This is a genomic window from Streptomyces sp. 142MFCol3.1 (assembly GCF_000424945.1).
GTDB classification, from domain to species: Bacteria; Actinomycetota; Actinomycetes; order Streptomycetales; family Streptomycetaceae; genus Streptomyces; species Streptomyces siamensis.
The window spans coordinates 205,164-225,394 of the sequence record NZ_AUKV01000008.1 but is presented as its reverse complement, the minus strand read 5'-3'; the positions used below and the strand labels follow the sequence as shown (position 1 = coordinate 225,394).

The 20,231-nt window shown below is 70.2% G+C and carries 17 protein-coding genes; 11 read left to right on the top strand and 6 right to left on the bottom strand.

The features are described 5' to 3' along the window. Positions 1–13: 13 nt before the first annotated feature. The 3 genes from H305_RS0113900 to H305_RS0113890 form a co-directional block, all read right to left on the bottom strand. On the bottom strand, positions 14–865 hold the full coding sequence (locus tag H305_RS0113900; protein WP_028800933.1) for a DUF4429 domain-containing protein: 852 nt from the start codon (positions 863–865) through the stop codon (positions 14–16). A gap of 75 nt (positions 866–940) precedes the next feature. Next, positions 941–2,149, bottom strand: a complete 1,209-nt coding sequence (locus H305_RS0113895) for an alpha/beta hydrolase (RefSeq protein WP_028800932.1) — start codon at positions 2,147–2,149, stop codon at positions 941–943. A 155-nt stretch (positions 2,150–2,304) separates the two neighbouring features. Further along, the gene (locus H305_RS0113890; RefSeq protein WP_028800931.1) at positions 2,305–2,961 is read right to left on the bottom strand and encodes a TetR family transcriptional regulator; all 657 of its coding nucleotides are present in this window, start codon (positions 2,959–2,961) and stop codon (positions 2,305–2,307) included. Positions 2,962–3,074: 113 nt separating this feature from the next. Between H305_RS0113890 and H305_RS0113885 the strand changes: the two genes are divergently transcribed. Next, entirely contained in the window at positions 3,075–4,697 is a 1,623-nt protein-coding gene (locus tag H305_RS0113885) for an MFS transporter (RefSeq protein WP_028800930.1), read from the top strand. 290 nt (positions 4,698–4,987) lie between these two features. Further along, on the top strand, positions 4,988–5,296 hold the full coding sequence (locus H305_RS0113880; protein ID WP_028800929.1) for a hypothetical protein: 309 nt from the start codon (positions 4,988–4,990) through the stop codon (positions 5,294–5,296). A 19-nt stretch (positions 5,297–5,315) separates the two neighbouring features. Here H305_RS0113880 and H305_RS0113875 read toward each other — a convergent pair whose 3' ends face one another. Both H305_RS0113875 and aceE read right to left on the bottom strand, forming a co-directional pair. Next, the gene (locus H305_RS0113875) at positions 5,316–6,155 is read right to left on the bottom strand and encodes a potassium channel family protein (protein WP_028800928.1); all 840 of its coding nucleotides are present in this window, start codon (positions 6,153–6,155) and stop codon (positions 5,316–5,318) included. A 74-nt stretch (positions 6,156–6,229) separates the two neighbouring features. Beyond that, positions 6,230–8,962 (bottom strand): pyruvate dehydrogenase (acetyl-transferring), homodimeric type, encoded by a 2,733-nt coding sequence (aceE, locus tag H305_RS0113870; protein ID WP_028800927.1) that lies wholly within the window; start codon positions 8,960–8,962, stop codon positions 6,230–6,232. A 468-nt stretch (positions 8,963–9,430) separates the two neighbouring features. Here aceE and H305_RS0113865 point away from each other — a divergent pair, with 468 nt between their 5' ends. The 6 genes from H305_RS0113865 to H305_RS0113835 all read left to right on the top strand — a co-directional run bounded on the left by H305_RS0113865 (position 9,431) and on the right by H305_RS0113835 (position 14,200). Beyond that, the gene (locus tag H305_RS0113865) at positions 9,431–9,859 is read left to right on the top strand and encodes a DUF3052 domain-containing protein (protein ID WP_028800926.1); all 429 of its coding nucleotides are present in this window, start codon (positions 9,431–9,433) and stop codon (positions 9,857–9,859) included. A gap of 375 nt (positions 9,860–10,234) precedes the next feature. Continuing rightward, the gene (locus H305_RS0113855; RefSeq protein ID WP_028800925.1) at positions 10,235–10,693 is read left to right on the top strand and encodes a peroxiredoxin; all 459 of its coding nucleotides are present in this window, start codon (positions 10,235–10,237) and stop codon (positions 10,691–10,693) included. Positions 10,694–10,807: 114 nt separating this feature from the next. Next, positions 10,808–11,383, top strand: a complete 576-nt coding sequence (locus H305_RS0113850) for a TerD family protein (protein ID WP_028800924.1) — start codon at positions 10,808–10,810, stop codon at positions 11,381–11,383. A 100-nt stretch (positions 11,384–11,483) separates the two neighbouring features. Further along, positions 11,484–12,059: a TerD family protein gene (locus H305_RS0113845; protein ID WP_028800923.1), complete on the top strand. Its 576-nt coding sequence runs from the start codon at positions 11,484–11,486 to the stop codon at positions 12,057–12,059. A 107-nt stretch (positions 12,060–12,166) separates the two neighbouring features. Then, positions 12,167–13,315 (top strand): DUF475 domain-containing protein, encoded by a 1,149-nt coding sequence (locus H305_RS0113840; RefSeq protein ID WP_028800922.1) that lies wholly within the window; start codon positions 12,167–12,169, stop codon positions 13,313–13,315. Positions 13,316–13,462: 147 nt separating this feature from the next. Continuing rightward, positions 13,463–14,200 (top strand): TerD family protein, encoded by a 738-nt coding sequence (locus H305_RS0113835; protein WP_028800921.1) that lies wholly within the window; start codon positions 13,463–13,465, stop codon positions 14,198–14,200. Positions 14,201–14,253: 53 nt separating this feature from the next. Here H305_RS0113835 and H305_RS0113830 read toward each other — a convergent pair whose 3' ends face one another. Further along, a complete protein-coding gene (locus tag H305_RS0113830) occupies positions 14,254–15,141 on the bottom strand; it encodes a TerD family protein (RefSeq protein WP_028800920.1) in 888 nt (295 codons plus the stop codon). Positions 15,142–15,321: 180 nt separating this feature from the next. Between H305_RS0113830 and H305_RS0113825 the strand changes: the two genes are divergently transcribed. From H305_RS0113825 to H305_RS0113815, 3 genes are read left to right on the top strand one after another with little or no spacing between them, the layout of a single operon-like run. Continuing rightward, complete coding sequence (locus H305_RS0113825; RefSeq protein ID WP_028800919.1) at positions 15,322–16,491, top strand: HpcH/HpaI aldolase/citrate lyase family protein; 1,170 nt, start codon at positions 15,322–15,324, stop codon at positions 16,489–16,491. Positions 16,492–16,535: 44 nt separating this feature from the next. Beyond that, positions 16,536–18,986: a phosphoribosyltransferase gene (locus tag H305_RS0113820; RefSeq protein ID WP_028800918.1), complete on the top strand. Its 2,451-nt coding sequence runs from the start codon at positions 16,536–16,538 to the stop codon at positions 18,984–18,986. Then, positions 18,986–19,813 carry a hypothetical protein gene (locus H305_RS0113815; RefSeq protein ID WP_028800917.1) on the top strand — a complete coding sequence of 276 codons (828 nt, stop codon included), beginning with the start codon at positions 18,986–18,988 and terminating at the stop codon, positions 19,811–19,813. The genes H305_RS0113820 and H305_RS0113815 overlap by 1 nt, the downstream gene beginning before the upstream one ends. The last annotated feature ends 418 nt before the right edge of the window (positions 19,814–20,231 follow it).

Here is a 20,231-nt window from a genome sequence, read left to right as displayed (position 1 = left end):
AGGCTGGGCTGTCCTACAGCTCCGCCAGCAGTTCGGCCTTCTTGCTGCTGAACTCCTCGTCCGTGACGAGCCCGGCCTCGTGCAGTTCGCCGAGGTGACGGATCCGGTCGGCGATGTCGGCCGGATCGCGGCGGGGAGCCGGTGCGGCGACGGCTGCGGGGCCGGCGGACCGCACCGCGGCCAGCACGGCGGCGGCGAAGGGCAGCGACTCGTGCACCGGGCCGTAGCCGAGGCCGAAGACGACGGCCGCCGGATCCTGGTCGGCCTGGGCGGGCTGCTCGACCGCGGGGGTACGGCGCAGGAGCCGCAGGTGGCCCTCGAAGACCTCGGGGGAGCGCCACTCGACCCCGCTCAGGTCGGCCACCGGGAAACTCTGGTCGCCGGCCTTCCACTTCGCGGATGAGGCTCCCGTCCAGAACCAGCGGAAGGACACCGCCCTGCCGTCGAAGGACGCCTTCCCGTCGTACGCCTTGAACTGGAGCGGCCCCGCGGGCGGATCCACCAGATAGCGGTCGGCCGGTTCGTCGCCGGTGGTGAGTCGGTCGCGCAGTTCGTCCGCGTAGTACTCGGCGAGGGTCTCGCGGTCCGCGGGCAGCACCAGCCGGTAGGGGTCGCACCCCTCCTTCAGCTGTCCCGCGGCAGCCTCCATCAGCGGATCGGCGCCCGCCCGTGGCGCGGCGCGCAGAACGACCGTGCCGCGCTTCCCGGGCGTCAGCGTCACCGCCGCGATCGCCTCCAGGGGGATACGGCGTTCACCGAGCGCCTGGAACAGCTTCGGCGTACGAATCCCCCGTTCGAAGCGGATGAGCACGGAGTCGGACTCGAACTCCCAGGCGGCATGAAATCCGGCCAGTACGTCACCCATGCGGGCCATCGTATGCGGCACGCAAGCCTCCGTCGCCTCCTCGTACGGACCGCAGTTTTTCGCTCTCTACGCGCGTCAGACCGACGCGGCGTCGGACAAACCCGCCCGGCACGCTTCATCGTCACGTGCGCAGCTCACCGAGCGGTACGCGCCAACACCGATCTCCGCGAAATTGCGGAGGCTCTCCGTGCCCGGCTCGAAGTAGCCGGCGTGCCCCTGCGCCCCGTCCGCCGACAGCACCCGCGCGCCGAACCCCTTCGACACCGGGTCGGCGCCGTGCCCGAGACCCCCGACCTCCAGGTAGGGCACGTCCTGGATCCAGTCGTCGCGGTCCCGCATCGCCCAGACCTGCGCCGAGGAGTGCAGGTCGGCCGCCTTCTCGGCCCGCATCCCGGGGCTTCCCGCCACCGCTATGTCGGAGACCCGGGCGGGCAGTTCGTGGGCGGCGACCCCGCACAGCACGGAGCCGTAGCTGTGGCAGTACAGCGCCACCGGCGCTTCCCCCGGCAGGGCGCGCAGCAGCGCGTTCAGCCGCACCGCCCCCTCCTTCGCCCGCATGGCGGTGGCCGCGTCCATGCCGAGCCCGCTGGGCGCCGTGTAGTCGGCCCAGGCGATCACGGCGATACGCGTGCCCGGACCCGCGGCGCGCTCCTCCGCGTACAGCGAACGCGCCATGCCGACCGGAGCCGAGTACTTCTTGGAGGTGCGCTGGAAGGTCAGCAGGTCGGTGTCGACGCCGGGCACCACGACCGAGATCCGCTCCGCCTTGTCGAGGCTGCCGAAGACCTCGGCGACCCGGCCCGACCCGATGGGGTCGAAGGCGAGGATCTTGCGGCCCTTGTGCAGCAGGGCCTCGTAGCGGTGCATGCGGCGGCCCGCGTCGCGCTGGCCGAGGGGCGACAGCCGGTTGTCGTGCATGCGCTTGCGCTCGACCTTGCGCTGCTGGTCGAGGGCGATGCGGTTCGCCCGGTAGCGCAGGGTCACGGGCGCGCCGTTCATGTTGCCGACCGCGAGCGGGTAGCGGTGGGCGAGCCGGGTGCGCTGCTGGGCGTCGAGCGTCGCGAAGAAGCGGGCCACCACGCCCGGCGCCGACTGGGCGTCGGGCAGCGGCCGTCCGGCGATGTGCCCGTGCCCCCAGGCGTCGCGGGACGCCTGGAGCGGGGTGGCTTCGCGGTGGCTGTGGAGAGCGGTCCAGCCACTTGTGGCGAGCATCACGAACACCACGGCCAGCGCGAGCAGCGCGCGCCAGACGTTGAGTTGGGGAGACGTGTCGAAGGAAGTCACTGAGAGGACACCCTAGGAGAAGCGGAGTGCCTCACGTTAAACGAGTGAGCGGGATCACGTTTCTGGTGGGGTAATTGGGGCAAACCGGGTTCAGTTTGAGTTAAATACTCACGCTACGTGGCCGAATTGCTGCGACGCCTGTGCGAGATGTGACGCTACGTGCGCCACTTCTCCGCCAACGCGGGCCCCACATGGTCGAGATAGGACGCCGTCAGCGCGCGGATCGCCTCGACGCTGGTGTCCTCGCCCGCACCCCACAGCCGCCCTGTGACCCGCATCACGCCGCCGAACACGGCGACCGCCACGCGTGGGCGGGGGTCCGCGTCGACGTCCAGGCCCTCGCGCTCGGCGATCACCCCGGCGATCTCCTCCTCCGTTTCGGCGGAGCGGCGCAGGTGGGCGGCGAGCAGGGCGGGGGTCGACTCGATCAACTGGAAGGTGCGCATGTGCAGTTCGATCGGGACGACCGCCTCGATCGCCTCGCCGATGGTGTCCCAGCTCTCCAGGACGGCCCGTCGCAGCGCCTCCAACGGCGCCTCGTGGGGCGGTCGTTCGCGCACGGCGGCGAGGAAGTGGGACTCGGCGAGCCGCTGGACGAACAGGGCGACGTCCTCCTTGCCCGCGAAGTAGCGGAAGAAGGTGCGCTGGGACACGTCGACGGCGTCGGCGATCTCGTCGACGGTCGTCCGCTCGTACCCCTGGGTGGTGAACAGTTCGAGGGCGGCTCGCAGCAGCGCGTCCCGGGTGCGCTGCTTCTTGCGTTCGCGCAGGCCCGGGCGCGGCTCCGCCCCGATCGTGTCCGCCGTCTCCATGACCCTCGCTTCCGTGCGGTTCGACCGGTTCAGCCTATCCGTGAGTGACGTGACAGTTACCGACTTGTGAATTGGTTTGTCAACTGTCAGCGGCTGTCACTAACCTCGCGGGCATGACTAGTCAGACCACCCTCGACAAGACGGGTCCGGGGGACAGGAGTCCGCTCGACCCGTCGGGCCAGGCTCCGGCCAAGGGGCTGCGCGGCCATCCGTGGTTCACCCTCATCACCGTGGCCGTCGGGGTCATGATGGTGGCCCTGGACGGCACCATCGTCGCCATCGCCAACCCGGCCATCCAGAAGGACCTCGGCGCCAGCTTCGCCGACGTCCAGTGGATCACCAACGGATACTTCCTGGCCCTCGCGGTCACCCTGATCACCGCGGGCAAGCTCGGTGACCGGTTCGGGCACCGGCAGACCTTCCTCATCGGCGTGGTCGGCTTCGCCGCCGCCTCGGGGGCCATCGGCCTGTCCGACAGCATCGCCCTGGTGGTCACCTTCCGCGTCTTCCAGGGCCTGTTCGGCGCCCTGCTGATGCCGGCCGCGCTCGGCCTGCTGCGCGCGACCTTCCCGGCCGAGAAGCTGAACATGGCGATCGGCATCTGGGGAATGGTCATCGGCGCCTCCACGGCGGGCGGCCCGATCCTCGGCGGTCTGCTGGTCCAGCACGTCAGCTGGCAGTCGGTGTTCTTCATCAACGTGCCTGTCGGCGCCGTCGCGCTGGTCCTCGGCCTGGTCATCCTCACCGACCACCGCGCCGAGAAGGCCCCCCGCTCCTTCGACCTGCCCGGCATCGCGCTGCTGTCCGGCGCGATGTTCTGCCTGGTCTGGGCGCTCATCAAGGCCCCGACCTGGGGCTGGGGCGCCGGTACGACCTGGGCCTTCCTGGGCGCCTCGGTGCTGGGCTTCGTGCTCTTCGCCGTCTGGGAGAGCAAGGTGGGCGAGCCGCTCATCCCGCTCGGGCTCTTCCGGTCCGTCGCCCTGTCGGCCGGTGTCGTCCTCATGGTGCTGATGGCCATCGCCTTCATGGGCGGCCTGTTCTTCGTCACCTTCTACCTGCAGAACGTGCACGGCATGAGCCCGGTCGACGCCGGTCTGCACCTGCTGCCCCTCACCGGCATGATGATCGTGGGCTCGCCGCTGGCCGGCGCGCTGATCACCAAGTCCGGGCCGCGCATCCCGCTGGCCGGCGGCATGGCCCTCACCGCGATCGCCATGTTCGGGATGTCCACGCTGAAGACGGACACGGGCAGCGGCATCATGTCGCTCTGGTTCGCGCTGCTCGGCCTCGGCCTCGCGCCGGTCATGGTCGGCGCGACCGAGGTCATCGTCGGCAACGCGCCGATGGAGCTGTCCGGTGTCGCCGGCGGGCTCCAGCAGGCCGCGATGCAGATCGGCGGCAGCCTCGGCACGGCGGTGCTCGGCGCCGTCATGGCCTCCAAGGTCGACGGCGACCTCGCGGGCAACTGGGCGGACGCCAAGCTCCCGCCGCTCACCCCGGCCCAGCTCGACCGGGCCGGTGAGGCGGTGCAGGTCGGTGCAGCGCCGGTCACCAAGGACACACCGGCCGCGATCGCCGCGCAGATCACCGACGTCGCCCACGACACGTTCATCTCCGGCATGAGCCTGGCCTGTCTCGTCGCCACCGGTGTGGCCGTCGTGGCGGTCTTCGTCGCGATGCTCACCAAGCGGGGCGAGAACGCGGAGGCCGTCGGGGCGGGCGCCGGGCACATCTGACGGGCCGTCCACGGCTGACGGGCGATCGCACACCGGTCGTCCGGCAGCCGTCGACCTGCGGGGCCTCCCGGCCGGTTTCGCCTATCAGGGTGACTGCGGCGAAGATCCCTCCCGTTCGGTCCGCGCCGCAGGTCACAGTGGGTCAAGTCCTCCGTACGACCCGGGGGACGGCCGGAGCTGCGGCGCGCTGCCGGAGGGGGGCAGCGCGCGTGCAGGTCTGAAGGTGAGGAACGGGGGTACCCGACGCATCGACCCGAACCGACCGAAAGGTCATGGGAGTTCAGGAGTTGATGATGGCGGGCTTCGGACACGGTACGCGCAGGTACCCCCGTTCACGTGGCCGTACGAGGTCAGGGAGCGGGCCGGATCGCGCGACCCTTGGCATCATCGGCCTCGTCTGCGCGGTCGCCGGATTCTTCACGCTGGGGATCCTCCTCGGCCCGGCGGCCATCGTCTGCGGCTATCTGTCCATGGGCCGCCGCTGGGCGGGCTCAGGATCCTGGCCGGCCCTGACCGCCGTGGTCCTCGGTGCCGTCGACACACTGCTCGCGGTCCTCTGGCTGGCGGGCTCGACGGGCCCGGGCAACGGTCTGTTCTGACCGGCCGCGCCGCGCGGCGTCACTTCGGTGGACGGCCGTCCGCCCCGGCGGAACGGCCGTCCACCGTGATGTAGGCGGGCCGGTGCGCGGCATCCTCCACTGTTCCCGGCACCGGGTGCGGGACACCGGTGGCCGCCCCGCCGGACAGTGCGGCGACCTCCGCGCGCAGGGCCCGCACCTCCTCGGTGAGGGCCTCGATCGCGGCGGTCTGCCGGCGTTCCTCCACGTCGTCCTTCTCGAAGCGGGAGATGAACCAGGCGGCGATGTTGGCGGTCACGACACCGAGCAGCGCGATGCCGGAGAGCATCAGGCCGACCGCGAGCACCCGGCCCATCCCGGTGGTCGGGGCGTGATCGCCGTACCCCACCGTCGTCATCGTCGTGAACGACCACCACACCGCGTCGCCCAGCGTTCTGATGTTCCCGTCGGGCGAGTCCCGCTCCACGGACAGCACCGCGAGCGAGCCGAACATCAGCAGCCCGATCACCGCGCCGCCGACGTACGTCGTCAGGCGGATCTGTGAGGCCATCCGCGCCCGCCGGCCCACCAGCATCAGGGTGGCGACGAGCCGCAGCAGCCGCAGCGGTTGGATGATCGGCAGCACCACCGCGCACAGATCGAGCCAGTGCCCGCGCACGAAGTCGCCTCGCCGAGGGGCCAGCACCAGCCGGACCAGATAGTCGGCGGCGAAGGCCCCCCACACCGTCCACTCCACCACCGTGCACGTGAGTTCCAGCGACCGGCCGGCGTCGTTGTCCACGATCGGCACGGCGTACGCGACGGCGAAGGCCACCGCGAGCGCGAGCAGGGGACGCTGGGTGTGCTGTTCCCAGCGGGCCTGTGCCGATTCATCCTTCATGCCCGCATCGTAGAAGCGGCGAAGGGGCGGCGGAGCCGATGCCCCGCCGCCCCTCATGTCGCCGTACGGACGGTCTACGCGTCGCCGCCCGCGGCGCCGGGGTCGGCCGCCGCCACGTCGAGCAGCTGGTAGCGGTCGATCGCCTGCTTCAGCACCGAGCGGTCCACCTTGCCCTCACGGGCCAGCTCCGTGAGCACCGTGACCACGATCGACTGTGCGTCGATGTGGAAGAAGCGCCGGGCCGCGCCGCGGGTGTCCGCGAAGCCGAACCCGTCCGCACCCAGCGACTGGTAGGTGCCCGGCACCCAGCGCGAGATCTGGTCCGGGACCGAACGCATCCAGTCGGAGACGGCCACGAACGGGCCCTGGACGGCGGACAGCCGCTGCGTCACGTAGGGGACGCGCTGCTCCTCCTCGGGGTGCAGGAGGTTGTGCCGCTCCACCTCGACGGCCTCGCGCCGCAGCTCGTTCCAGGAGGTCGCCGACCAGACGTCCGCCCTGACGTTCCACTCCTCGGCGAGGATCCGCTGCGCCTCGATCGCCCACGGCACGGCGACGCCGGAGGCGAGGATCTGCGCCGGGATCGATCCGGAGGTGCCCTCGCCGATGCGGTGGAGGCCCTTCAGGATGCCCTCGACGTCCACGTTCCCCGGCTCGGCCGGGTGCTGGATCGGCTCGTTGTAGACGGTGAGGTAGTAGAAGACGTCCTCCGCGTTTGGCCCGTACATCCGGCGCAGGCCGTCCTGCACGATGTGCGCGATCTCGTAACCGTACGCCGGGTCGTAGGCGACGCAGGCCGGGTTGGTCGAGGCGAGCAGCTGCGAGTGGCCGTCCGCGTGCTGGAGCCCCTCGCCGGTCAGCGTCGTGCGGCCGGCGGTGGCGCCGAGCACGAATCCGCGCGACAGCTGGTCGGCCATCTGCCAGAACTGGTCGCCGGTGCGCTGGAAGCCGAACATCGAGTAGAAGACGTACACCGGGATCAGCGGCTCGCCGTGTGTCGCGTACGCCGAGCCTGCCGCGATCAGCGAAGCCGTGCAGCCGGCCTCCGAGATGCCGTCGTGCAGCATCTGGCCGGTCGGGGACTCCTTGTACGCGAGCAGCAGATCGCGGTCGACGGATTCGTACTGCTGGCCGAGCGGGTTGTAGATCTTCGCGCTCGGGAAGAACGAGTCCATGCCGAAGGTGCGGTACTCGTCGGGCGCGATCAGCACGAAGCGCTTGCCGATCTCCTTGTCCCGCATGAGGTCCTTCAGCAGGCGCACGAAGGCCATGGTCGTGGCGATCGACTGCTGACCCGACCCCTTCCTCACGCTCGCGTACGTCTTGTCGTCGGGCAGCGCCAGGGGCTTTGCGCGCACCAGGCGCGTCGGTACGTACCCGCCGAGTCCCTTGCGGCGGTCGTGCATGTACTGGATCTCTTCCGAGTCCCGGCCGGGGTGGTAGTACGGCGGGGGGCCGTCCTCCAGCTGCTTGTCGGAGATCGGCAGGTGGAGGCGGTCGCGGAAGTGCTTGAGGTCGGCGACCGTGAGCTTCTTCATCTGGTGCGTGGCGTTGCGGCCCTCGAAGTTCGGGCCGAGCGTCCAGCCCTTGACCGTCTGCGCCAGGATCACCGTCGGCTGGCCCTTGTGCGCCTTGGCGGCCGAGAACGCCGCGAAGATCTTCTTGTGGTCGTGACCGCCGCGGCCCAGGTGCAGGACCTGGTCGTCGGTCATGTGCTCGACCATCGCGCGCAGCCGGTGGTCGTCGCCGAAGAAGTGCCGTCGGATGTACGCGCCGGTCTCGGTGGCGTACGTCTGGAACTGGCCGTCCGGGGTGATGTTCAGCTTGTTGACCAGGATGCCGTCCCGGTCCTGCGCCAGCAGCGGGTCCCACGTGCGGTCCCACACCAGCTTGATGACGTTCCACCCGGCGCCCCGGAACTGCGACTCCAGCTCCTGGATGATCTTGCCGTTGCCGCGCACCGGACCGTCGAGGCGCTGGAGGTTGCAGTTGACGACGAAGGTGAGGTTGTCGAGGCCCTCGCGCGCCGCGATCGACAGCTGGCCGAGGGACTCGGGCTCGTCCATCTCGCCGTCGCCGAGGAACGCCCACACGTGCGACTTGGAGGTGTCCGCGATCCCGCGGGCCTGCATGTAGCGGTTCATCCGCGCCTGGAAGATCGCGCCGAGCGGGCCGAGGCCCATGGACACGGTCGGGAACTCCCAGAAGTCCGGCATGGAGCGCGGGTGGGGGTAGCTGGACAGCCCGTTCGGGTACTTCGACTTCTCCTGCCGGAAGCCGTCGAGCTGGTCCTCGGTGAGCCGGTCGAGCAGATAGGCGCGCGCGTAGATGCCCGGCGAGGCGTGGCCCTGGAAGAAGACCTGGTCTCCGCCGTCGCCCTCGTCCTTGCCGCGGAAGAAGTGGTTGAAGCCCACGTCGTAGAGCGAGGCCGAGGAGGCGAAGGTCGCGATGTGACCGCCGACGCCGATGCCGGGGCGCTGGGCCCGCGAGACCATCACGGCCGCGTTCCAGCGGGTCGCGTTCAGGACCTTGCGCTCGATCTCCTCGTTGCCCGGGAAGAACGGCTCGTCCTTGGTGGCGATCGTGTTGACGTAGTCCGTGCTGCGCATCTCGGGGACGGCCACGCGCTTCTCGCGGGCCCTCTCGATCAGCCGCAGCATCAGATAGCGGGCGCGCTCACGGCCCCGCTGGTCGACGGCGGCGTCGAGGGAGTCGAGCCACTCCTGAGTCTCCTCAGGGTCGAAGTCCGGGACCTGGCTGGGAAGGCCGCCAATGATGATCGGATTGCGATCGGATCCGGAAGCCACGCTGTTCCTTCGCTGTCAGAGGGCTGTCTGCGGTGGGTTTTTCCCCGTCATTTCACCGTTCCCCATCGTGTACCTCGGGAACGCAAACGTCATCTCTACCAAGGGGTAACCGCCACGTTCGCCGAGATCGGCGGGACGTGCCGGACCAAAACGTAACGATACGCTCACTCCATGACGCGTTCCGCAAAGTCGTTCGGCTCTCGTACGTCCACGGGGTTCCGAAACTCACAAAAGGGGCAGAAGGGTGTGGTGTGTGTCACGTGGTGTACTCGCGGCGGGCCGTGGGTTGCGTCGACAGCGCCGGGATCGTCACCGTTTCGGCGGTCTCGACGGCCGGGTACTTGCGCGATCCGCCCCGCCCGTGTGGACTACGGCCAATGCTTCGCGCACGCGCGTGGCTGAGACTTCCCCGAGTTCTTGACGAGCCGGGGGAGGCCCTAATTCCGAAACATGATCAGGAGGCAAGCCGTGAGCGCGACCGCGGACCACGCGGAGGAGCGGACCAACCCGGCCGCCAGGCTGGGGTTCGAGCCCGGACAGGTGGTCCAGGAGATCGGCTTCGACGACGACGTTGACCACGAGCTCCGTGAAGGCATCGAATCGCTGATCGGCCAGGATCTGGTCGACGAGGACTACGACGACGTCGCCGACGTCGTGCTGCTGTGGTTCCGGGACGAGGACGGCGATCTCACGGACGCACTGGTGGACGCCATCGGTCTCCTTGAGGACGGCGGCATGATCTGGCTGCTGACGCCGAAGACCGGCCGGGACGGATACGTCGAGCCCAGCGACATCAGCGATGCGGCACAGACGGCCGGCCTCTCCCAGACGAAGAGCATCTCCGTGGCCAAGGAATGGTCGGGCACCCGCCTGGGCACGCCCAAGTCCAAGCGCTGAGATCCCGCTCCGCCTTCCGCAGAGCACCGCGTGAGGCCCCCGCCGGACCGACCCGGCGGGGGCCTCACGCATGCCCCGGAGCGGCGGCCGGGCCGTCGTCGCCGGGGCGGCGCCGGACACCGTCGGCCGGGTCGGTCCCGCCCGCGCCGAGGCCGTCGGCGGCCGGGCCGGCCTCGCCCGCGCGTAGGGCTTCGGCGGCCGGGCCGGTCCACCCGGGAGGCCTTCGCCGGCCGGGGCCGAGGCTCGTTCCGGCCGCGCCGAGGGGCCGCCCGGGTGGCCTCGGCAGGGCGCGGGCCGCCCGCACAGGGTCGCGAGCGCCTCCCTGCGTAGGGTGGTCGTCACCCGAACAGACCCTCGGAAGGGAAGCGAGTGACCATGGCGATCGAGGTCGGCAGCAAGGCCCCGGACTTCGAGCTCAAGGACAACCACGGCGCCACCGTGCGTCTGTCCGACTTCCGCGGCGAGAAGAACGTGGTGCTGCTCTTCTACCCGTTCGCCTTCACCGGCGTGTGCACGGGCGAGCTGTGCTCCCTGCGTGACAACCTGCCGCAGTTCACGGACCGGGAGACCCAGCTGCTCGCCGTCTCCAACGACTCCATCCACACCCTGCGCGTCTTCGCCGAGCAGGAGGGCCTGGAGTACCCCCTGCTCTCCGACTTCTGGCCGCACGGCAACACTTCGCGCGCCTACGGCGTCTTCGACGAGGACAAGGGCTGCGCGCTGCGCGGCACGTTCATCATCGACAAGGAGGGTGTGGTCCGCTGGACCGTCGTCAACGGCCTGCCGGACGCGCGCGACCTGAACGAGTACGTCAAGGCGCTCGACACCCTCTGATTTGTTCGGTTCCAGGGCCTGCGGGGTCCGGGAACCCGTCACTAGGATCGACACGTTGATCCGATACCAACGCACTTCGGGGCTCCCCGCCCCTGGACATCATTGGGAGGACTCGTGGGAGTCAGCCTCAGCAAGGGCGGCAACGTATCGCTGTCGAAGGAGGCCCCGGGACTGACCGCGGTCATCGTCGGTCTGGGGTGGGACGTCCGCACCACCACCGGCACGGACTTCGACCTCGACGCCAGCGCGCTGCTGACGAACGACCAGGGCAAGGTCGCCAACGACCAGAACTTCGTGTTCTTCAACAACCTCAAGAGCCCTGACGGCTCGGTGGAGCACACCGGTGACAACCTCACCGGTGAGGGCGAGGGCGACGACGAGCAGATCAAGGTCAATCTCGCCGCCGTTCCCGCCGACGTCCAGAAGATCGTCTTCCCGGTCTCGATCTACGACGCGGAGAACCGCCAGCAGTCCTTCGGCCAGGTGCGCAACGCCTTCATCCGCGTGGTGAACCAGGCGGGCGGCGCGGAGATCGCGCGCTACGACCTCTCCGAGGACGCCTCCACGGAGACCGCGATGGTCTTCGGCGAGCTCTACCGCAACGGCGCCGAGTGGAAGTTCCGCGCCATCGGCCAGGGCTACGCCTCGGGTCTGCGCGGCATCGCGCAGGACTTCGGTGTGAACGTCTGAGTCGTACAGCCTTCGGCTCCGAGGTCCGGCACCGCGCCCTTGCGTGCGGTGCCGGACCCGCTGCACAACTGAAAGACAGACCTCGGGGAGGACCAGCATCATGGGCGTCACGCTCGCCAAGGGGGGCAATGTCTCCCTCTCGAAGGCCGCACCGAACCTCACGCAGGTGATGATCGGGCTCGGCTGGGACGCGCGCTCCACCACCGGAGCCGATTTCGACCTCGATGCCAGCGCGCTGCTGTGCAACGGCGGCCGGGTGCTCGGTGACGAGTGGTTCATCTTCTACAACCAGCTCAAGAGCCCGGACGGCTCCGTGGAGCACACCGGCGACAACCTGACGGGTGAGGGCGAGGGCGACGACGAGTCGATCCTGGTCGACCTCTCCAAGGTGCCGGCCACCGTCGACAAGATCGTCTTCCCGGTCTCGATCCATGACGCGGACAACCGCGGCCAGACCTTCGGCCAGGTCAGCAACGCCTTCATCCGCGTCGTCAACCAGGCCGACGGCCAGGAGCTCGCCCGCTACGACCTGAGCGAGGACGCCTCGACGGAGACCGCGATGATCTTCGGCGAGGTCTACCGCTACAACAACGAGTGGAAGTTCCGCGCGGTCGGTCAGGGGTACGCGTCGGGCCTGCGGGGCATCGCCCTGGACTTCGGGGTCAATGTTTCCTAGGCCCACCCACCTCAGCCGGAGCGGCGGCCCTCTAGACTTCGTGGTCAACGTTAGGTAAAGCCGAGTACGGCGCGGGGGAGACCCGTACATACACGATTGGGTAGCCAGTGCTTCTGAAAACCTTCGGCTGGTCGTTCGCGATTACCGCGCTCGGTCTGGTCGCAGCGGCGTTCTACGGGGGGTGGACCGCCTTCGGCATCGTGGCGATCCTGGCTGTCCTCGAGATCTCGCTGTCCTTCGACAACGCGGTGGTCAACGCCGGAATCCTGAAGAAGATGAATGCCTTCTGGCAGAAGATCTTCCTCACCATCGGCGTGCTGATCGCCGTCTTCGGTATGCGACTGGTCTTCCCCGTCGTCATCGTCGCCATCAGCGCCAAGATCGGCCCGATCGAGGCCGTCGACCTGGCGCTGAACAACAAGGACCACTACCAGGAGCTCGTGACCGACGCCCACCCGGCGATCGCGGCCTTCGGTGGCATGTTCCTGCTGATGATCTTCCTCGACTTCATCTTCGAGGACCGGGACATCCAGTGGCTGCGCTGGATCGAGCGCCCGCTCGCCAAGCTCGGCAAGGTCGACATGCTGTCGGTCTGCATCGCGCTGGTCGTCCTGCTGATCACCGCGTTCACCTTCGCCACGCACGCCCACCAGCACGGTGGCGCGCACGTCGACAAGGCGCAGACGGTGCTGATCTCCGGCATCGCCGGCCTGATCACCTACATGGTCGTCGGCGGCCTCTCCGGCTACTTCGAGGACAAGCTCGAAGAGGAGGAGGAGCGCGAACACGACGAAGAGGAGGAGGCCGAGCGGACCGGGAAGAAGAAGCCGGCCGTCGTCCTCGCCGGACAGGCCGCGTTCTTCATGTTCCTCTACCTGGAGGTCCTGGACGCCTCGTTCTCCTTCGACGGTGTCATCGGCGCCTTCGCCATCACCAACGACATCGTCCTGATGGCGCTCGGCCTCGGCATCGGCGCCATGTACGTCCGTTCGCTCACCGTCTACCTGGTCCGCCAGGGCACCCTCGACGACTACGTCTACCTGGAGCACGGCGCGCACTACGCGATCGGCGCCCTCGCCGTGATCCTCATGGTCACCATCCAGTACGAGATCAACGAGGTCATCACCGGCCTCGTCGGTGTCGTCCTGATCGCCTGGTCCTTCTGGTCCTCCGTGCGCCGCAACAAGGCGCTCGCCGCGGCCGAGGGAAAAGGCGAGACCTCGGACGAGAAGGCTGAGATCTCTTCCGGGGTGTGACGGCCCGGCCGGACCCGGCGTGTGACACCCCGGCACGATCGGGGGTGTGACACCCCTCCGGTCGAGGAACGCTCTCAAGCGGGGCGGCCGACGAGGAACAGTCCTCGCGGCCGCCCCGCCGCACTTTCGAGGAACCTGGGGGGCCGAATGGGTATCTGGCAGGACCTGTGGCGAGGACGCTCGGCGGACTTCGACTCCGGCAGCGCCGCCACCAACTCCATAGAACTGACCAAGCGCAACCACACCGTCTCGCTCACCAAGCAGGGCGCGGCCACCGGCAACCTGCGCATCAACCTGTCCTGGCGGATGCGCACCTCCGACATCGGCGGCCCGCAGCGCGGCAGCGTGCTGCGCCACCCCTTCCGCACCCTCAAGCCGGAAGTGGTCCAGGCGCACACCCAGAGCATGGTCAACGTCGACCTCGACCTGGGCGTCATGTACGAGCTGACGGACGGCACCAAGGGCGTCGTCCAGCCGCTCGGCAGCTTCTTCGGCGAACTCAACGCCGCGCCCTACGTGAAGCTCAGCGGCGACGACCGCTTCGGCTCGGCGTCGGGCGAGACGGCCTACGTCAACCTCGACCACCGCGACGACATCAAGCGGCTGCTGGTCTTCGTCTACATCTACGACCAGACCCCCGCCTTCGACCGCACCCACGCCATCATCACGCTCTACCCGAGCAACGGGCCGCGCATCGAGATCGGCCTGGAGGAGCGCCATCCACAGGCCCGCTCCTGCGCGGTCGTGATGATCGAGAGCAACAAGGGCGAGGTGACCGTGCGCCGCGAGGTCAAGTTCGTCTACGGCTTCCAGGCCGAGCTCGACCGTCTCTACGGCTGGGGCCTCCAGTGGGGCCGCGGCTACAAGTCGAAGGTCGAGCGCTGACGCCCCGGGTCCCGTCCGGCCGTCCCCGCCTGCCCAAAATCGTCAGGCAGGCCCTAACGCCCGAGGAACTGCGGCCCCTGCGGAGGCAGCCTGAAGTCCGGGTCGGGCAGCGTGCCCACCGGCTGCGGGAAGCCGTACGCGGGCTGGGTCGCCGGGGCGGTCTGCGGCTGCGGATAGCCGTAGGCCGGCTGGGTGGCCGGGGCGTTCTGCGGCTGCGGGTAGCCGTAGGCGGGCTGAGCGGTGGGCGCGGCAGCCGGCTGCGGATAGCCGTACGAGGGCTGCTGCGGCACCGGGGCGGGCTGCTCGGGAGGCAGCGGCACCGAAGTCTCGGGAGCGGGCACGGGCGCCGACCAGGCGGCGTCGGGACCGGATCCGGTCACAGCCGCCGCCGCGGCCTCCGTCTCGTCCACGGAGATGCCGAAGTCCGTCGCGAGCCCGACCAGACCGTTGGAATAGCCCTCACCGAGCGCCCGGAACTTCCAGCCGTCACCTCGCCGGTACAGCTCGCCGCAGATCAGCGCCGTCTCCGCACCGGTCTCCGGCTTGATGTCGAAGTACGCCAGCGGTTCACCGTCCGTGGCGGTGGCGTCGTACAGCACGATGCGCAGATCACGTACGCGGTCGAAGGTGACGTCGTCCGCCGATGCGACCAGCAGAATCTGTCCGACACCGGACTCGACACCCGCCAGATCCGTCTGGATCGTGTCGGTCAGGCCCTCGGAGACGCGTTTCTTGCCGAGCCGCCACACCTTGCCGGAGGGATGGCGAGGCTGGTTGTAGAAGACGAAGTCCTCGTCGGATCGCACACGACCGTCGGGGCCGAGGAGCAGCGCCGAGGCATCCACATCGGGTACGTCCTGCCCGGCCGTCCAGCGGAGCACGGCGCGCACCGCTGTGGCGTCCAGCGGGACGTTCGACCCCTTCAGCATCGCGTGCGTCATGCGGTCATCCTGCCCTCTCGGTCCTGGTCACGACAACGTGGGGTCTCCCCGGAACCGGTGGGTGCCGGACACGGCCGGGTTACCTGAACTTCATGCTCGGTGGGAACCTCAGACATGGATCCATACGTACTATTACCGGCCAGATCACGTAGGGCCGCCTAGTCGCCACGGGGGAGTTTCATGCGTCATTTCGGTCACATCGCCCCGGAGGAGCGGCAACGCCTCTTCCACCAGGAGCCGAGCGTCTTCACCGCCGACTCCCCGGCCCGCGTACTGGCCACGGCACTCGGAGCCACGCTGTACAGCCCGGCGACCAGGCCCCGGCTGGCCGACGACATCGTCAAGCAGGCCGAACGCGGTGTGGTCTCCATGGTGCTGTGCCTGGAGGACTCCATCGACGACGCGGAGGTCACCGGCGCCGAGGAGAACCTCGTCAGGCAGTTCGCCGACCTGGCCGGCCGCGCCGACGCGGGCGAGCTCCCGCTGCTCTTCGTCCGGGTCCGCTTCCCCGAGCAGATCCCCGACCTCGTCCGGCGCCTCGGCCCCTCCGTCCGGCTGCTGTCCGGGTTCGTCATGCCCAAGTTCACCGAGGAACGCGGCATGCCCTTCCTGGAGGCCCTCGCCGGCGCCGAGACCGCGAGCGGACGCCGGCTGTTCGCCATGCCCGTGCTGGAGTCGCCCGAGCTGCTCTACCGGGAATCACGCGTGGAGACCCTGGAGGGCATATCCCGCGCCGTCGACAAGTACCGCGACCGTGTGCTCGCCCTGCGCCTCGGCGTCACGGACTTCTGCTCCTCCTACGGGCTGCGCCGCGCCCCCGACATGACGGCCTACGACGTGCAGGTCGTCGCCTCCGTGATCGCCGACGTGGTGAACATGCTGGGACGGGCCGACGGCACCGGCTTCACGGTGACCGGACCGGTCTGGGAGTACTTCCGCGTCCAGGAGCGCATGTTCAAGCCGCAGCTGCGCCGCAGCCCCTTCCTGGAGGGCCAGGCGGAGGAACTGCGCGAGGCACTGATCGAGCACGCCATGGACGGACTGCTCCGCGAGATCGCCCTCGACCAGGCCAACGGCCTGCAGGGCAAGACCTGCATCCACCCCTCGCACGTCCTGCCCGTGCACGCGCTGTCCGTCGTCAGTCACGAGGAGTTCAGCGACGCCCAGGACATCCTCAGGCCCGAGCGCGGCGGCGGGGGTGTACTTCGGTCGGCGTACACGAACAAGATGAATGAAGTGAAGCCGCACCGCGCCTGGGCGGAGCGCACGCTCCTGCGCGCCGAGGTCTTCGGCGTCGCGAACGAGGACATCGGCTTCGTGGAGCTGCTCGCCGCCGGACTCCCGGAGTGAGCCGACCCGGCCGGGCCCCGCGGAACACGATCGACAAGGAATCGATGAACAACGCTGTGAACGACGTCGTGTGGACGGGTACGTGGGTCGCCGAGCGACTCGGCGTCGAACTCGTCGGGGACGAGCGGCTCGGCGAGCTGCTGGGGCTGGCGCTGCGCCGCAACCCCAAGCGCGCCCACCTCCTCGTGTCCAACGTCCTCGGCAAGCACGTGCCGCAGTCGCCGTCCGTGGTGTACGGCCACGGCTTCGCGCTCGGCCGCCGGGTCCGCGACCTGCTGGGTGCCGAGGACGCCCGCGCCGCCGTCGTCGTCGGATACGCGGAGACGGCCACCGGGCTCGGCCACTCCGTCGCGGACGGCCTGGGCCTCGCCCCCTACCTGCACTCCACCCGCCGCCCCGTCGCGGGCGTCGCCACGGCGGGCGGGTTCGAGGAGTCCCACTCGCACGCCACCTCGCACCTCCTCCTGCCCGCGGACCCCGCCCTGCTGGCCGGCAGCGGCCCCCTGGTCCTCGTCGACGACGAGTTCTCCACGGGCAACACCGTCCTCAACACCGTCCGCGCCCTGCACGAGCGCTACCCCCGCGAGCGGTACGTCGTCGTGGCCCTCGTCGACATGCGCTCCGCAGCCGACCTGGGCCGCCTGGAGGAGCTCGCCGCGGAGATCGGGGCACGCGTCGACCTGGTGACCGCGGCCTCGGGCACCGTACGGCTCCCCGAGGGCGTCCTGGAGAAAGGCCAGGCCCTCGTCGCCGCCCACGAGCCGGCGCCACCCGCCCCGGCCGCGCACGGCGGCACCGCGAAGGCCGTCCGGGTCGAGCTGGGCTGGCCCCGCGGCGTCCCCGACGGCGGACGGCACGGATTCACGCCCGGCCACCGAATACGCCTGGAGGGAGCCCTGCCCGCCATGGCCGCGCGGCTCGCCGACGCCCTTCCCGACGGCGCACGCCGGGTGCTCGTGCTCGGCTTCGAGGAGCTGATGTACGCGCCGCTCAGACTGGCCCGCGAGCTGGAACAGGTCGTGACCGCCGAGGTGCGGTACTCCACGACCACCCGTTCCCCGGTCCTCGCCCTCGACGACCCCGGCTACGCCATCCGCAGCCGCATCGTCTTCCCCGCCCACGACGACCCCGACGACGGCCCCGGCGAGCGCTACGCCTACAACGTCGCGGGCGCCGGCTTCGACGCCGTCGTCGCCGTCGTCGACTCCGTCGCCGACACCCCGCAGCTGCACGCCCCCGACGGCCTGCTGGCCAGGCTCGCGGAGCACACACCGAGCGTCCTGCTCGCCGTCGTCCCCTCGTACGTCCCCGCTCGGACGCCGACCGAAAGGCCCTCCATGCTGCCCGAGCCCCTCCGCGGCCCCGCCTTCTCCTCGTACGCGCCGGACGAGGTCGGCTGGCTGCTCCAGGACCTCTCGGACGTGGGCCTGGAGGCGCCGACCGAGGAGCGCGAGGAGGCGATCCAGAGCGGCGGCGCCCACTACGCGGAGTCGCTGCCCGTCGAGTACCAGCCGGACGCCCAGTACCAGCAGCTGTTCCACACGGCCCTCGCCGACTCCGCCGCCCGCCTCGCCCAGGCCGTCGGCGCCGTCACCGAGATCGTCCTCGCCGAACGGTCGCCGCGACCGGTGCTGGTGTCCCTGGCCCGCGCCGGCACCCCCATCGGCGTCCTGATGCGCCGCTGGGCGGAGCACCGCCACGACCTCGACCTGCCGCACTACGCCGTGTCCATCGTCCGCGGACGCGGTATCGACGCCAACGCGCTCCGCTGGCTGGCCGCCCACCACGACCCGGCCGACGTCGTCTTCGTCGACGGCTGGACCGGCAAGGGTGCCATCACCCGCGAACTCGCCGACGCCATCGAGGAGTTCGAGGCCTCCGACGGCATCACCGGCTTCGACCCCGAGATCGCGGTCCTCGCCGACCCCGGCTCCTGCGTCCGCACGTACGGCACCCGCGAGGACTTCCTCATCCCCTCCGCCTGCCTCAACTCGACCGTCTCGGGCCTGATCTCGCGCACCGTGCTCCGCTCCGACCTGGTCGGCGAACACGACTTCCACGGCGCGAAGTTCTACCGCGAACTCGCCGGCGCAGACGTCTCCGCCGACTTCCTGGACGCCGTCGCGGCCCGCTTCGACGACGTCGCCGACGCGGCCTGCGCCCAGGCCAAGGAACTCCTCGCCGCCGACCGCACCCCCACCTGGGAGGGCTGGGCGGCGGTCGAGCGGATCAGCGAGGAGTACGGCATCCACGACGTGAACCTGGTCAAGCCGGGCGTCGGCGAGACCACCCGCGTCCTGCTGCGCCGCGTCCCCTGGAAGATCCTCGCCCGGACCGGTGCCGGGGCCGACCTCGACCACGTACGCCTGCTCGCCGAGCAGCGCGGCGTGCCCGTCGAAGAGGTCGACGAACTCCCCTACACCTGCGTGGGGTTGATCCACCCGAAGTACACCAGGGGCGCGACGGGCGCCGACGGCAAGGCGGTGACCGCCTGATGTCCGCGCCCAAGGTGCTCGTCGCCAGCGACCTCGACCGCACGCTGATCTACTCCTCCGCGGCCCTCGCGCTCACCATGCCCGACGCCCGGGCGCCCCGGCTGCTCTGCGTCGAGGTGCACGAGAGCAAGCCCCTGTCGTACATGACGGAGGCGGCGGCCGGACTGCTCACCGGGCTCGGCGACACGGCGCACTTCGTGCCCACCACGACCCGCACCCGCAAGCAGTACCAGCGCATCAACCTGCCGGGGCCCGCGCCGAAGTACGCGATCTGCGCCAACGGCGGGCACCTGCTCGTCGACGGGGTGTCGGACCCCCACTGGCACGCGCAGGTGACGGCGCGGCTCGCCTCGGAGTGCGCGCCGCTGGCCGAGGTGCGCGAACACCTGGAGGCCACCGCGGACCCCGCCTGGGTGCGCAAGCACCGGGTCGCCGAGGACCTGTTCGTCTACCTCGTGGTGGAGCGCGAACTGCTCCCCGAGCAATGGGTGAAGGACCTCGCCGTGTGGGCGGAGAGCCGCGGCTGGACGGTGTCGTTGCAGGGCCGCAAGATCTACGCCGTGCCGAAGCCGCTCACCAAGAGCGCCGCCGTGCGGGAGATCGCCCGCCGCACCGGCGCCGAGCTCACCCTCGCCGCCGGGGACTCCCTCCTCGACGCCGACCTCCTGCTCGCCGCCGACCGCGGCTGGCGCCCCGGCCACGGCGAACTCGCCGACGCGGACTGGACGGCGGCCGCGATCACCGCGCTCCCGGAACGGGGAGTACTCGCGGGGGAGCGCATCCTGCGGGAGTTCGTACGGGCCAGCGACGGCGGCGGGCGGGGCTGACCTCTCGCTTCGCTCTCCGGGGGCGGCGAGGGGCCCGCCGTTTCACGCGGGGCGCGGGGACAGCGGTACTCGTGAGACGTACATAGCGGGCCGGGCCGCTGCCGCGCGGCCACGTACGCAGCGGGCCTGGCCCCTCGTGCAGGACGGGGCGGGGCCGCTCGTGCGCGGGCTCGTACGCAGTGGGGCTGTACCGGTCCTACGCCGTACGCCGTACGCCGTACGCCGTGGGCCGTGGGCCGTGGGGCGGGGTCGGCCTCACGCGGCGGGGCAGGTGGGGGCCGGTCCCTTGCGGCCCCACACGGCGGGCCCGTGCTCCGCGGCGCTCTGTGCGCGCGTGGGCGTCCGGGACGGGGGCTGCGGTCCCCGGAGCACAGCCGTCGCGTACCGCCGGCCCCGGGAATCCGCTCGGACCGGTGGG